Source organism: Micromonospora sp. NPDC005194, assembly GCF_040608335.1.
Lineage (GTDB): Bacteria > Actinomycetota > Actinomycetes > Mycobacteriales > Micromonosporaceae > Micromonospora.
The window spans coordinates 38,301-51,927 of record NZ_JBEXIA010000013.1 but is presented as its reverse complement, the minus strand read 5'-3'; the positions used below and the strand labels follow the sequence as shown (position 1 = coordinate 51,927).

The following is a 13,627-nucleotide window of genomic DNA, read 5'->3' as shown; positions in this document are numbered from 1 at the left end:
TCAGGACGGCCCCGGCCGACGAGTCGGACCGGAGGCGGACGGACGATGCCGGGACACGTCGACATCCTGCCTTGATAACTATGACTGCCGATTGCTTCCGACGTATTGCCGTCACTTTTCTTCAACCCTGCGGCCATAAAAGGAACCCGCCGTACCGCTGACGCGGTACGGCGGGTTTCTCCTGCTGTGCGGCCGGTCAGCGCGGCGCCGGGGGGCGGCGCGCGATGGCGGTGAGGAAGATGCTGCCGATCTCGTTCGGGTCCTTGGTGACGAAGACGTCGCCACCGGTCACCTTGGTGATCGACTCCAACTCGGTCTTGCTGACGCCCTCGCCGATACCGATCATGATGACCTGCACGGGCCGCTCCGGGTCCGCGACCTGCTTGAGCTTGGCGAGCAGTTGCCCCTGGCTGAGGCCGTTGTCGTCCTCGTTCTTGCCGTCGGTGAACAGCACGATGGAGTTGACCCGGCCGGGCTGCCAGTCCTCCTGCACCGCCTGGTACGCGGCCAGCATGGTGTCGTAGAGGCCGGTGTCACCGCTGGACGGCTTGATGGTGGCGAGTGCCCCCTCCAACTGCGCCCGCTGGCCGGAGAGCGGCCCGATCGGGACCAGTTGCCGGTAGTCCCGGTTGCCGACCAGCTTGGTGGAGAAGGTCCACAGGCCGATGGACCAGGAGTCGTCGAAGAGTCCCAGGCCGCGGCGGGCCGCGTCCACGGTGACCTCCTCCCGGCTGCGGTTGTTTGCGCTGGGCACCAGGTCCTTCATCGAGCCGGAGACGTCGATGACGGCGAGCATCCGACCCGACTGGGTGGCGATCGACCAGCTGGAGACGACACGCTGTATCGCGGCCGGGTCCAGGCCGCCCGCCGCGGTGCCGCCGGCCGCCGGGGCGGTCGACGCGCCGCCGGCCGGGCTCGGGGCGCCCTGCGGCGCGTTGAAGCCGGCACCCCAGTTGCCGTCCGGACCGCGCAGCGACTGCGCCGCCAGCCGGTCGCGGAACTTCGGGGCGGTGAGCAGCTCGAACAGCACCTTTGCCGCCGCCGCCTTGGTCGGCTCGATGCCGGGCAGCACCGCGTACGGATAGTCCAGCGGCATCGGGGCCGGCTCCATGTAGAGCGCGGCGAGCGGCACCGGGGGCTTCTTGCTGTTGTAGGCGATCACGTCTTCTTCGGAGAGCGCCGCCGCACCGAGCGCGCTCGCGATGGACGTCGGGTCCGTGGCGGTCGGGAAGCGGGCCAGCAGGTCGTTGCGGAGCGAGGAGCGACCCGTGGCCAGCGCCCGCAGCGCGCCGACGGTGTTGCGCTGGGCGTCCCCGCCGGCACCGCTGGCGGCCGTGGTCAGCGAGAGCAGGCCGGACAGGCCGGCCGCGTCCCGGGTCGGCTCGACGATGCCGGTACGCAGCGGCTTGCTGCTGTTGACCTGCTTGAGCAGATCGGCCCAGGTGAACTTGGCGTTGGGCCAGCCCAGCCGCGTGGCCACCGGCTCGGGCATCGCCACGACGACGGGGCTGCGCGCGATGGAGGCGCCGTTGGTCGGCGCGAACGCCGTGGCGTCCTTCTTCAGTCGCAGCAGCCAGGTCGAGGAGTCCGGTACCCAGACGTCCGGAGTGACCGCCGTGCCGCTGGCCTGGCCGACGCCGGCCAGCACGGCACCGTGCTTCGCGGCCACCACGGCGGCCACGTCGACCGGGTCGGACGCCGAGACGTCCACCCGGATGCAGGTGGGGCCGACCGCGGCGCCGTCCTTGACCCACTGGGACGCGGCGGCGTCCACGGCGGGCGCCAGCTCGGAGGCGACCGCCACGGCGAGTCGGATCTCTCCCGAACAGCTGGGCTGGACCAGCTCCTTATAGCCGAACCAGACGCCGGTGGTGACGACGAGAACCGTCGCCGTCGCGGCGGCGGCTGCTAGATGAAGTTTTGTACGCATGCGATGGCGGCCTGCTGACACGCTGACCATCTTGCGTATTAGGTGCCGTCTCTGCCACATCCGTTCGGACTAAAGTTACGCAGGAGAAACAGTTGATCACCAATTAGCAACAGAGTGTGACGAGGCGGCCCCACGGCGTTGCCAAACCGGTTTTCCTCTCACGTCCGGTCCCGCCGCCGACCGACTCACGGCAGCACGCAGGTCGGGCTCGCCACCGGGACGGGCTCGCCGACCGGGGCCGGGATGCCGGTGCTCGCGTCCCGCCGGAAGGCCCGCACCATGTCCGCCCGCTCGTCGGCCACGTACAGGTGCTCCCCGATGAGGGCGAAGTGTCGCGGCCACTCACCGCCGGTGTCCACTTCGGCCACCAGATCGGGCAGCTCACCGGCCAGGTCGAAGACAGCGATGGTGCCGACCCCGCGGTTGGCGACGTAGAGGAAACGGCCGTCCGGGTCGACCGCGACCTCCGACGGCTGGACGTGGCCCGCTCGCTCACTCGCCTCGACCCGGCCACGCTGGTGCAGTGCCCCGTCGTCGGTCACCTCGTACGCGGTGACCGAGGCGTCCAGCTCGCCGACCAGATAGCAGCGCCGGCCGTCGGGATGGCGGGCCAGGTGCCGGGGCCCGGTGCCGGGCACCGTCCGCATCCGCGGACCGCGCGGCACCAGCCGCCCGCTCGCGCCGTCCAGGTCGTATCGGTAGACCGAGTCGGTGCCGAGGTCCACCGCGAGCAGCGGCCCCCGGCCCCGGCCCGGGGAGACCATGTGGGCGTGCGCCCGGTCCTGGCGTTCCGGGTCGGGGCCGTGCCCCTCGTGCACCACCAGATCGGTGCGCTCGCCGGGCACGCCCTGCGCGTCGAGTGGGAAGACCGCGACGCTGCCGCCGCCGTAGTTGGCCGCCACCAGGTGGTCACCGTCGGGCAGCACCGCCAGGTGACAGGGCTCGGCGCCGCCGGTCGACCGACTGCCGAGCGCGTCCAGCGCGCCGTCCGGCCCGACCTGCCAGGCGCTGACCTCCCCGTCGGTCAGCTCGTTCACCGCATAGAGCACCGGACGGGTGGGGTGCCGCACGAGGAACGACGGTGACGGCGTGACCGCCACCGTGCCGAGGGGGGTCAGCGTCCCGGTGGCCGGGTCCCGATGGGCGGCGACGATGCCGCTGCCCCGCCCTCCGCTCTGCGCGGTGTAACCCCCGATGTGGACGATCTCGCCCTGACCAGTCACGCTGCACCCCTTTGCCGGCATCCTGGAGTAGATCCAACCAGAGCTGCCCACGAAGCCGACCCGCTAACCGGCTTTCCGAGGACCGGATCGGCCCGCCGATTCCGCGTCGGCGGGCCGACGCCAGGCCGCCCGCCCGCGCGGCGGGGCCGGGTCAGGCGGCCGGCACCGGCTCACCGCGCTGCCGGGCCACGTGCTCGACCAGGGAGATCAACACCAGCTTGCCGGACTGCCGGTCCCGGGCGTCGCAGAGCACCATCGGCACGTCCGGATCCAGGTCGAGCGCCCGGCGTACGGTCTCCAGGTCGAACCGACGGGTGTCCTCGAAGCAGTTCACGCCCACCACGAACGGGATGCCACGCTGCTCGAAGTAGTCGATCGAGGGGAAGCAGTCGGCCAGCCGCCGCGTGTCGGCGAGCACCACCGCGCCGAGGGCGCCGAAGGCCAACTCGTCCCAGAGGAACCAGAACCGGTCCTGGCCGGGGGTGCCGAACAGGTACACCTGAAGGTCGTCGTTGATGGTGATCCGGCCGAAGTCCATCGCCACCGTGGTGGTCGACTTGCCCTCCACCCCGGAGATATCGTCGGTGCCCACGCCGGCGTCGGTCAGCACCTCCTCGGTCTGCAACGGTCGAACCTCGCTCAACGCGCTCACCAGCGTCGTCTTGCCGGCACCGAAGCCCCCGGCGATGAGGATCTTCAGTGCCAGCGGGACGGTGACCGAGGTGCCCGCCTGGTCATAGCGCACGGAGTCCACTGACCACCGCCTTGAGGATGTCGTCGTCGGGAAGGTCGCTGCCGGCCGGCGGCTCGTGCACCGCGACCAGCCCCTGAGCGAGGAGGTCACCGAGCAGCACCCGGATCACGCCGACCGCGAGGTCCAGCTCGGCCGCCAGCTCGGCCACCGACACCGGGCGACCTGCCAACGTGATCAGCCGCCGGTGCTCCGGCGGCAGCTGCGGGTGAGCCGCCAGGTCGAGGTCCGAGCCGGCCAGCACGAACGCGACCAGGTCGAACCCGTCGGCGGCCGAGCGCACCCGGCCGCCGGTGAGCGTGTACGGGCGGACCACCGGGCCCGCGTCGCCGTCCAGCCACTCGTGCTGGGGGCCGGGCGGCTCAGCCCGCATCACCGGCATCCGTCACCGGTCGGGCGGCGGCGGTGAGGTTCTCCCCCACGCGAATGACCAGCATCGCCATCTCGTACGCGACCAGGCCGATGTCCGCGTCGGCGTCGCTCACCACGGCCAGGCAGGCACCCTGCCCGGCAGCGGTGACGAAGAGGTACGCCGACTCCATCTCCACCACCGTCTGCCGGACCGGACCGCCGTCCACGTGCCGGCTCGCGCCCCGGGCCAGGCTGGAGAAGCCGGCGGCGAGCGCGCAGAGGTGCTCGGCGTCGGAGCGCTCCAGCTCGGCCGAGGCGCCGAGCAGCAGCCCGTCGGCGGAGAGCACCACCGCCTCCCGGGCGGCCGGTACCCGTTGCACCAACTCGTCGAGCAACCAGTCGAGGCTGGCGCTCTGCTTCGTCGTTTGCCGCACTAGGCGTCCCTCTCAGTCGCGGTCGGAGGTTCGGAGGCCGTCGGAGGCGCCGGAGCCGGGCCTGCCACAGCCGGGCCTGCCACAGCTGGGCCTGCCACAGCCGGAGTCGTGCCCGCGCGGTTCGCCGGAGCGGTCGTGCCGGGCGCACCGCGCCGAGCGGCCGAGCCCGGGGCGACGACGGTGGCCCGGCCGCGTGCGGTGCCGGCCTGGAGAGCCGCCATCACCCGGCGTACCTCCTCCGGCGAACGTGGCGTCGGCGCGTCGGTGACGGTGGACCGGGGCAGGGCGGTGGGGGTACGCCGTCGCACCCGGCGGGGCAGCCCCTCCAGGTCGTCAGTCGTCCCGTCGGAGGACGACTCGCCGTTGGCGCCCGGCGCGTCCGCGCCCGCCCCACCGGCGCCCGGTCCGTCGGCGGACGGGCGGTCGGGCGTCGGGCCCGTGGGTAGGGCGAGAGTGGGCAGGTCATCGGTGGCGGTCGCGGCCACGGCTGGGCTGGTACGGCCGGCGCGGGGCCGGGGCACCGCGCCTCGGCGCACAGGTCGGGCCAGACGCCGGTCGCCCGCGGTGGCGGCCAGCGTGGCCGGGTCGGGGCCGGCCGGCGGCTCGGTGGTGACCAGGTCGGTGGGGACCAGCACCACGGCGGTGACGCCGCCCGCCTCGGAGGGCCGCAGCCGTACGCGGACGGCGTGCCGGGCCGCCAGCCGGGCCACCACGAACAGGCCGAGTCGGGCACTCTGCGCCGGGTCGAACTCGGGCGAGCTGGCCAGCCGGGTGTCGGCGCTCTCCAGCGCGGCGGCGGACATCCCCAGCCCCTGGTCGGTGACCTCCAGGACGTACCCGTTGGCGACCTGCTCCCCGCTGATGGTCACCCGGGTGTCCGGCGGGGAGAAGGCGGTGGCGTTCTCGACCAGCTCGGCGAGCAGGTGGATGATGTCGCCGACCGCCCGACCCAGCACGCCGACGGGCTGCACGCTGGTGATGTCCACCCGGTCGTACGCCTCGACCTCGCTGATCGCCCCGCGCACCAGGTCGACCATCGCGACCGGGTTGCGCCACCCTCGGCCCGGCGCGGAACCGGCGAGAATGACCAGGTCCTCGGCGTGCCGGCGGAGCCGGGTGGCCAGGTGGTCCACCTGGAACAGTTGGGCCAGCTCGTCCGGGTCCTCGGCGCGACGCTCCATCCGGTCCAGCAGGTGCAGCTGCCGGTGCACCAGGCCCTGGCTGCGCCGGGCGATGTTGAGGAACACCTCGTTGAGCCCTCGGCGCAGGGTGACCTCGTCCACGGCGGCCTGGACGGCGGTGCGCTGCACCTCGGTGAAGGCCCGCCCGACCTCGCCGATCTCGTCGTTGCCGTACTCCAGGGGTGGCGCCTCCCGGGCGACGTCGACCTGCTCGCCGCGGCGCAGTCGGGTCACCACGTCCGGCAGCCGGTGCTCGGCCAGCTCCAGGGCGGCGGTACGGACCCCGCTGAGTCGCCGGACCAACGTGCGGCCGACCCGCAGTGCCACCAGCACCGAGACCACCACGGCGGCGAGCCCGAGCACACCGGCGGCGGCCAGCCGGACCAGGATCCCGACGGCCATCGGCACCGAACGGTCGGTGAGCCCGTCGGCCTCGGCCAGCTCGAAGTCGCGCAACTGCTGCTGTACCTCGTCGTGGCTGGTCTGCCACGACGCCGCGTCCACCGGTGGCCGACCGGACCCGTTGGCCCCGATCAACGCGTCCTGCATCGCGCGCAGGCTGGTGAACGCCGGGCTCTCGGTCAGTCGCTGGTACGCGGTGCGCCCGGCCTCGGGCAGGTCGGCCACCGCGCTCTCAGTGAGCCACCGCTGGTTGCCGATGGCCTGCACGAGCAGGGCGTGCTCCCCCTCGGCGAACTTCCCGGCGGTCAGCACACCGGCCAGCATGGCGTCGGTCTGGCCGAGCAGCTCCCGGGAACGGCCCAGCGTGGTGAGGGCCAGCGCCTGTCGGTTGATGGCCGGATCGTTCAGATTCGCCATCGCGGAGAACGCCTGGAAGGCTGCCGAGACCATGCCGCTGTAGAGGCCGAGGGCCCCGGCGCGGTCCATCATGCCGTCGTCGATGAAGTCCCGTCCGGTCGGCAACGCCGCCAGGGCGGTGACCAGCCGGTCGACCCGGTCCTCCAACAAATCGTCGGCGGCGTCGCGCAACTCCTCCCCGTCGACCCGGCGACGCAGCTCGGCGACCGCCCGATCCGTACGCTGGCGCTGCTCGGCCAGGGCGGGCAGCTCGGTGGTGCCGGCGAGCTGCACCACCGACAGTCGACGCTCGCGTTGCAGCTCGGTGACGACCACCTCGCCGGGGCGGCCCAGGTCGTACAGCAAAGTGCGCGCGGAGAGCAGGTTCAGGGCGGGGCCGAACGTCAACGTCGTCGCGAAGATCCACAGCGCGAGGAGCGCGGTCACCGGGGCGACGACCAACGCGGTCAGCTTCGAGCGGATCGGCCAGTCGCGGGTTCTCATCAGACCTCGCCCGTACAGGGGTGGCAGGAGGGGCGCCGGCACCGCCGGGCAACGCGCTCGCCGGTCGCGCACCCGGCCGTCAGGCCGGGCACCGGCGCGGGCGCCTTGGGCAGGATACGTAATCGCGCCCGGTTGCACTACCGCCTGTCGCGCCGACATCGACGCTGCGGAATGCGCCTGCGCCCCGGCACGACGAGCGCCCCACCGGTGACGGGTGGGGCGCTCGTGCCGGCGCGGTACGGATCAGACGTGGTCGGCGATGCCGAGCCCTTCGGCGACGCGGCGGCCGTAGCTCGCGTCGCACTGGCTGAAGTGCCAGACCATCTTCTCCTGGATGTGCTTGTCACACTGGGCCAGCAGCGTGGTCAGGTTGTGCACCAGGTCGTCGCGCTCGGCGTCCGTCATCTCGCGGAAGCGCCGGCCGGCCTGCGCGTAGTTGTCCTGCCGCTCGATCGGGGCCTTCATGACGTGCCCCGAGACGAAGGGCCGGTACTCCCGGTAGGACTCGTCGGCCTCCTGGAGACCGGCCACCGAGGACGGCTCGAAGTTGATGTGCGGGTTGCCACCACGGTTGTCCACCCCGTACGACATCTGGCCGCCGCCCTGGTTGGTGCTGACCTGGACGTCCTCGCGCGGCCGGTTCACCGGGAGTTGGAGATAGTTCGGGCCGACCCGGTAGCGCTGGGTGTCCGAGTAGGAGAAGGTGCGCCCGACGAGCATCTTGTCGTCGGAGAAGTCGATCCCGTCGACCAGCACGCCGGTGCCGAAGGCGATCTGCTCGTTCTCGTTGTGGTGGTCGGTGATGTTGCGGTTGAGCGTCATCATGCCGACCGGCAGGTAGGGGAACTGCTCCTCCGGCCAGATCTTGGTGTCGTCGAGCGGGTCGAAGTCCAGCTCGGGATGCTCGTCGTCGCTCATGATCTGCACGTTGAGCTCCCACTGCGGGTACTCACCGCGCTCGATCGCCTCGTACAGGTCCTTCGAGGCGTGGCCCAGCTCGGTGGCCTGAATCGCATCCGCCTCGGCCTGGGTCAGGTTGTGCTCGCCCTGCTGGGTCAGCCAGTGGAACTTGACCAGCACGCCCTCGCCCTGGGCGTTCACGAAACGGTAGGTGTTCACGCCGGACCCGCGCATGGTGCGGTAGTTCCGCGGGATGCCGTACGGGGAGAAGAGCCAGGTCAGCATGTGCATCGACTCGGGCGTGTTGGACATGAAGTCGAAGATGCGGTTCGGCTCCTGGCGGAAGGTCACCGGGTCGGGCTTCAGCGAGTGGATCACGTCGGGGAACTTGATCGCGTCGCGGATGAAGAAGACCTGGAGGTTGTTGCCGACCAGGTCCCAGTTGCCGTCCTGGGTGCGGAACTTGACCGCGAAGCCGCGCGGGTCGCGGGCGGCCTCGGAGGAGTCCCGGCCACCGATGACGGTGGAGAAGCGGATGGTGACCGGGGTCTTCGCGCCCCTGGTCTGGAACAGCTTGGCCCGGGTGTACGTGGCCGCCGGCACGTCGCCGATCGTCCCGTACGCCTCGAACTCACCGTGCGCGACGAAGCCGCGCGCGTGCACCACCCGCTCCGGGATGCGCTCCCGGTCGAAGTGGCTGATCTTCTCCAGGAAGTGGTAGTTCTCCAGCGTGGCTGGCCCGCGTGAGCCGACCGTCCGTTGCTGCTGGTTGTTGTGCACGGGGTGACCCTGGCGGGTGGTGAGGGTCGGCCTGTCGGCCTGCGGGTCGCTCATCGGTCTCCTCCGGATGCGTGGTGCGGCGGGCCTGACCGGTCCCGGGGTGGCCGGGCCGGGTCGCTCGCGGGGCGTACGGCGGACACCACCCACCCAAGCGCGTTATCTGGAATGAGTCAAATTTTCGCCTCGAATTGTGGCGACACCCGACCAGGACCGGTGAGGAAAGTGCCTCGGATCGGGATTGGCGATCAGTACGCGGAGGGAATACCAGGTGACGAAGGAGGAGCCCATGTCGCCCACGCAGATAATCGTCATCGTGCTCGTCGTGCTGGTGATCGTCGCGGCGCTCGCCGTGGCCGTCCGGACGATCGGCCGTCGCCGCGCGCTGCGCAGCCGGTTCGGGCCGGAGTACGACCGGGTGGTGCAGGAGCAGGACAGCCGGTCCGCCGCGGAGCGCGAGCTGCGCGACCGGGAACGCCGGCACGCCGAGCTCACGCTCACCCCGCTCAGCCCGGAGTCGCGGGCCCGTTACGCCGCCGCCTGGGAAGAGCTCCAGATCCGCTTCATCGACTCGCCGGGCGAGACCGTGGGGGACGCGGACGAACTGGTCACCCGGCTCATCGAGGAGCAGGGCTATCCGACCGGGGACTTCTCCGACCAGATCGCCCACCTCTCCGTCGAGCACGCCCGCACGCTGACCAACTACCGGGACGCGCACGAGATCCACCTCCGCAACTCCCGGGGCGAGGCGAGCACCGAGGAGCTGCGCCAGGCGGTCGTGCACTACCGGGCTCTCTTCGCCGACCTGCTCGGCGAGGAGCCGGTCGGTCAGCGCACGACCGAACAGGGTTCCCACCCGGACACTCCGCACGACGCCACGAGCCGCTGAGGAGGCCACCGATGCGCCACGAAGAGCAGCAGGTGAGCAACGACCATCCGGAGGCTGTCCGGTCCGCACCGGTGCCGGTGCCGCCGACCGGCGACCGGGCCGCCCGCTCGGACGTACCCGAGGACGCCCTGGACGACCGGGGCACCTTCGACGATCCGACCACCGACGACGAGCGGGCGACTGACCACGACCCGGCCACCGACCACGAGCGGGCTAACGGCACCGACCCGGGAGCGTTCCAGGACCGGGCCGACGACGACCGGACCGACGACGAGTGGGCCGACGACGACCGGGCCGACGACACCGACCGCCGGAACCGGCCCGACGACGAGGGTGGCTTCCACGAGCCGGGGCCGCTCCCGACCGCCTTCGGCGCCACCACGGTGGCCGACGCGGTGGCGGCGTCCGCACTGGCGAGCCCGAACCCGCAGGACCAGCCGGATCCGCGGGCCGAGCGGACCGCCCAGCCGGGCGACGGCGCCGAGGACGGCGAGCGGGAGGGTCTGCGCGCCGACCCCACCGCCGAACTGCACCGCCGCGACGGCGTTCCGGAGACCGACCGGGACGCCGCACCGGCGACCGACGAGGACGCCGACCTGGACGGCGACGGCCGGCGCGCGGACACCGAGACCTCCGCGCGCACCGTCGTCGCCGCGGACAGCACGGACGGTGCGGCCGAGCGGCGCGGCGACCTGACCGACTGGGCCGGCGATCCCGACGCGGCGACCGCGGGCGCGGCCGGCTACGGCAGCGCGTCTCCGGAGATGGTCGACCCGGACGCCGACGCCGAACCGGTCACCACCGGGGCGGCCGGCGCCTCCCTGGAATCCGCCGGGACGTCGCGGCCCGCCGGTTCGACAGTCGCCGCCGAACCGGCCACGCTCCTCGACGGGGACACCGCACAGGGATTCCGGGACCGCTGGCGGGACGTGCAGCTGCGTTTCGTCGACGATCCGCACGCCGCAGCCGGTGAGGCGCAGGCCCTCGTGGAGGAGGCCATCCAGGCTCTCGCCTCGGCACTGGCCGCGCAGAAGAACACCCTGGGCGGGTGGCAGGACGCCGGCTCGGCGGACACCGAGCAGCTGCGGATGGCCGTCCGCAACTACCGGGACTTCCTGGACCGCGTACTGGGTCGCTGAGGCGACTCGATCGACGGGGCGCTCCGGCCTGCCGGCCGGGGCGCCCCTCGGCGTCCTGAGGGGTGGCGGCTGAGCGCTCGAGACCGGCCAGTCGCACGCCGAAGGCCAAGCCACCCGAGCGGGCGCGAACGCAGCGGAGCGGACGTGCAGGCATGAAACCTCGCGTAGCGGGTAATAGGGCGCGCGCATCGAATCCGGTGTCAACGTCGGGACGAGGGGTGACGGGATGGACGGCGGCGGTCTGCGGCTCAATATGAACGGGCTGGACTACCTGATCCTTGCGCTGTACTTCGTCACCGTCCTCGGGGTGGGCTTCGCCGCCCGGCGGGCGATCCGGACCAGCGTCGACTTCTTCCTCTCCGGCCGCTCCCTGCCGGCCTGGGTGACCGGCCTCGCGTTCGTCTCCGCGAACCTGGGTGCGCTGGAGATCATCGGCATGGCGGCGAACGGCGCCCAGTACGGCGTCATGACGGTCCACTACTACTGGATCGGCGCGGTGCCGGCGATGGTCTTCCTGGGCATCGTGATGATGCCCTTCTACTACGGGTCCAAGGTCCGCAGCGTGCCCGAGTACCTGCGGCTGCGCTTCAACCGACCGACCCACCTGCTGAACGCGCTCAGCTTCGCCGTCGCCCAGGTGCTGATCGCCGGCGTGAACCTCTACGCGCTGGCCCTGGTCATGCAGGCGCTGCTCGGCTGGCCGCTCTGGACCGCGATCGTGGTGGGCGCGGCGATCGTGCTGGCGTACATCACCATCGGTGGCCTGTCCGGGGCGATCTACAACGAGGTGCTCCAGTTCTTCGTCATCCTGGCCGGCCTCATCCCGGTCACCGTGATCGGTCTGGTCAAGGTCGGCGGCGTGAGCGGGCTGATGAACGCGGTCCGCGACTCCAAGCTCGGCGAGGCGGGTCTGCACGCCTGGCAGGACACCGCCAGCACCGACAACCCGCTCGGCGCGCAGTGGATCGGCATCGTGTTCGGCCTCGGCTTCGTGCTCTCGTTCGGCTACTGGACGACGAACTTCGCCGAGGTGCAGCGCGCGCTGTCGGCGAAGAACATGAGCGCCGCCCGGCGTACGCCGATCATCGCCGCGTACCCGAAGCTGTTCATCCCCCTGGTCACGATCATCCCCGGCCTCGTCGCCCTCGTGACGGTGAAGGGGCTCGGCGCGGACAAGGGCGACCTGCAGTACAACAACGCCATTCCGCTGCTCATGCGGGACCTGCTGCCCAACGGCGTGCTCGGGGTGGCGGTCACCGGCCTGCTCGCGTCGTTCATGGCCGGCATGGCGGCCAACGTGAGCGGCTTCAACACCGTCTTCACCTACGACATCTGGCAGGCGTACGTCCGCCGCGGCCGGTCCGACGAGTACTACCTGCGCATCGGTCGGTGGGCGACGGTCGCCGCCGTGGTGATCGGCATCGGGACGGCGTTCATCGCGTCCGGGTTCAGCAACATCATGAACTACATCCAGGCGCTCTTCTCGCTGTTCAACGCGCCGCTGTTCGCCACGTTCATCATCGGCATGTTCTGGAAGCGGATGAGCGCGCTGGCCGGTTTCTGGTCGCTGCTGCTCGGCACGCTGGCGTCGCTGGCGACCTACCTGCTCTACAAGGGCGGCGTGATCGACTTCAACTCCGACCTGGAGGAGAGCTTCTGGGGCGCCGGCATCGCGTTCGTCACCGTGGCGGTGGTCGCCGCGATCCTCACCCCGCTCACCGCACCCAAGCGCGACGAGGAGCTGCGCGGGCTGGTCTACGGCATGGGCGGCGTCGACCTGAAGGGCGACGTGCTCGCCGGGGACGCCGTCTGGTACCGCTCCCCCGTGCTGCTGGGCGTGATCGCGGTCGCGCTCGCCGCCCTCTTCTACATCCCGGTCTTCTAGAAAGGAGTCGGCAGATGAGCAACGACGGCCAGCCGGCGCAGGACCCGTTGATCGACGAGACGCAGGCCGAGGAGCGCCGCTCCGCCGCCGCCCGACTGTTCGACATCCGTCGGGTGATCGGTGGCCTCTTCGTGGCGTACGGGATCATCGTGACGCTGATCGGCGTCTTCGACAGCCGGGCCGAGATCGACAAGGCCGAGGGTGTCCGCATCAACCTGTGGGCCGGGCTCGCGATGCTCGCCTTCGGCCTGCTCATGCTGCTCTGGCAGTGGCTGCGCCCGGCCGAGGCGCCGACCCCGAACGAGCAGCAGCCCGACAGCTGACCTCATGCCCGCCGCGCCGGCGCCGTCCACACGGACGGCGCCGGCGTCGCGCATGGGCTCTCGCGCACGGGGTACGCGAGGGGGATCAGGCAACGTGTCGGACACAGGAGGCAGCACCATGACCGATCGCGACCGCCGACCGCTGGAGGAGAGCCCGCAAACGGCCGCTGCGGTGGACGACGACAGCACCGTCCCGCAGCTGCGGACCGGAGGCGGGCCCGACCGTGACACGCCGACCTTCACCGAGCCCCGCGATCGGCCGGCGGACCTCGCTCCGGACACCGACGACCTGATCGGCGACCCGTACGCCGCCGGCACCGGCGCCACCGGAACGGGCACCGGCGCGGGCGGCGACAACATCCGGACCGGGGCCGAGCAGCCCTGGGAGCCGGAGGACCTGGTGATGGCCCGCGGGCAGGACCTCACGCCGGAGAACCTGGACAAGGCCCGTCGCGACCTGGCCGAGCAGGGCCGCGCGGCGATCGAGCGCATCGTGCCCTGACCGGGGCGGACAAAGGGGGGTCCCCGGCCCGACCGTACTG

At 71.7% G+C, this 13,627-nt stretch carries 12 protein-coding genes; 5 read left to right on the top strand and 7 right to left on the bottom strand.

Annotation, left to right across the window (positions count from 1 at the left end):
* Positions 1-196: 196 nt before the first annotated feature.
* The 7 genes from ABZU53_RS13910 to ABZU53_RS13880 form a co-directional block, all read right to left on the bottom strand.
* A complete protein-coding gene (locus ABZU53_RS13910) occupies positions 197-1,951 on the bottom strand; it encodes a substrate-binding domain-containing protein (RefSeq protein WP_355066074.1) in 1,755 nt (584 codons plus the stop codon).
* Positions 1,952-2,115: 164 nt separating this feature from the next.
* On the bottom strand, positions 2,116-3,153 hold the full coding sequence (locus ABZU53_RS13905) for a lactonase family protein (protein ID WP_355066072.1): 1,038 nt from the start codon (positions 3,151-3,153) through the stop codon (positions 2,116-2,118).
* 151 nt (positions 3,154-3,304) lie between these two features.
* A complete protein-coding gene (locus tag ABZU53_RS13900; RefSeq protein ID WP_355066070.1) occupies positions 3,305-3,907 on the bottom strand; it encodes an ATP/GTP-binding protein in 603 nt (200 codons plus the stop codon).
* A complete protein-coding gene (locus ABZU53_RS13895) occupies positions 3,888-4,277 on the bottom strand; it encodes a DUF742 domain-containing protein (protein WP_355066068.1) in 390 nt (129 codons plus the stop codon). The genes ABZU53_RS13900 and ABZU53_RS13895 overlap by 20 nt, the downstream gene beginning before the upstream one ends.
* The gene (locus tag ABZU53_RS13890; protein WP_354856994.1) at positions 4,267-4,689 is read right to left on the bottom strand and encodes a roadblock/LC7 domain-containing protein; all 423 of its coding nucleotides are present in this window, start codon (positions 4,687-4,689) and stop codon (positions 4,267-4,269) included. The genes ABZU53_RS13895 and ABZU53_RS13890 overlap by 11 nt, the downstream gene beginning before the upstream one ends.
* Positions 4,689-7,172 (bottom strand): nitrate- and nitrite sensing domain-containing protein, encoded by a 2,484-nt coding sequence (locus ABZU53_RS13885; RefSeq protein WP_355066066.1) that lies wholly within the window; start codon positions 7,170-7,172, stop codon positions 4,689-4,691. Before ABZU53_RS13885 ends, ABZU53_RS13890 begins: the two co-directional genes overlap by 1 nt.
* Before the next feature lie 243 nt (positions 7,173-7,415).
* On the bottom strand, positions 7,416-8,906 hold the full coding sequence (locus ABZU53_RS13880) for a catalase (RefSeq protein ID WP_354856990.1): 1,491 nt from the start codon (positions 8,904-8,906) through the stop codon (positions 7,416-7,418).
* 232 nt (positions 8,907-9,138) lie between these two features.
* Between ABZU53_RS13880 and ABZU53_RS13875 the strand changes: the two genes are divergently transcribed.
* The 5 genes from ABZU53_RS13875 to ABZU53_RS13855 all read left to right on the top strand — a co-directional run bounded on the left by ABZU53_RS13875 (position 9,139) and on the right by ABZU53_RS13855 (position 13,587).
* Positions 9,139-9,738 (top strand): hypothetical protein, encoded by a 600-nt coding sequence (locus ABZU53_RS13875; RefSeq protein WP_354856988.1) that lies wholly within the window; start codon positions 9,139-9,141, stop codon positions 9,736-9,738.
* An 11-nt stretch (positions 9,739-9,749) separates the two neighbouring features.
* Positions 9,750-10,877 carry a hypothetical protein gene (locus ABZU53_RS13870; RefSeq protein ID WP_355066064.1) on the top strand — a complete coding sequence of 376 codons (1,128 nt, stop codon included), beginning with the start codon at positions 9,750-9,752 and terminating at the stop codon, positions 10,875-10,877.
* Positions 10,878-11,103: 226 nt separating this feature from the next.
* Entirely contained in the window at positions 11,104-12,762 is a 1,659-nt protein-coding gene (locus ABZU53_RS13865) for a sodium:solute symporter family protein (protein WP_355066062.1), read from the top strand.
* 14 nt (positions 12,763-12,776) lie between these two features.
* A complete protein-coding gene (locus ABZU53_RS13860) occupies positions 12,777-13,085 on the top strand; it encodes a hypothetical protein (RefSeq protein ID WP_355066061.1) in 309 nt (102 codons plus the stop codon).
* A 118-nt stretch (positions 13,086-13,203) separates the two neighbouring features.
* Entirely contained in the window at positions 13,204-13,587 is a 384-nt protein-coding gene (locus tag ABZU53_RS13855; protein ID WP_354856981.1) for a hypothetical protein, read from the top strand.
* Positions 13,588-13,627 lie beyond the last annotated feature (40 nt).

Bases quoted from the DNA above. Each gene is read 5' to 3' on its own strand.
- ABZU53_RS13880 (WP_354856990.1), bottom strand. From the start codon at position 8,906: ATGAGCGACCCGCAGGCCGACAGGCCGACCCTCACCACCCGCCAGGGT.
- ABZU53_RS13860 (WP_355066061.1), top strand. From the start codon at position 12,777: ATGAGCAACGACGGCCAGCCGGCGCAGGACCCGTTGATCGACGAGACG.
- ABZU53_RS13865 (WP_355066062.1), top strand. From the start codon at position 11,104: ATGGACGGCGGCGGTCTGCGGCTCAATATGAACGGGCTGGACTACCTG.
- ABZU53_RS13870 (WP_355066064.1), top strand. From the start codon at position 9,750: ATGCGCCACGAAGAGCAGCAGGTGAGCAACGACCATCCGGAGGCTGTC.
- ABZU53_RS13875 (WP_354856988.1), top strand. From the start codon at position 9,139: ATGTCGCCCACGCAGATAATCGTCATCGTGCTCGTCGTGCTGGTGATC.
- ABZU53_RS13895 (WP_355066068.1), bottom strand. From the start codon at position 4,277: ATGCGGGCTGAGCCGCCCGGCCCCCAGCACGAGTGGCTGGACGGCGAC.
- ABZU53_RS13855 (WP_354856981.1), top strand. From the start codon at position 13,204: ATGACCGATCGCGACCGCCGACCGCTGGAGGAGAGCCCGCAAACGGCC.
- ABZU53_RS13885 (WP_355066066.1), bottom strand. From the start codon at position 7,172: ATGAGAACCCGCGACTGGCCGATCCGCTCGAAGCTGACCGCGTTGGTC.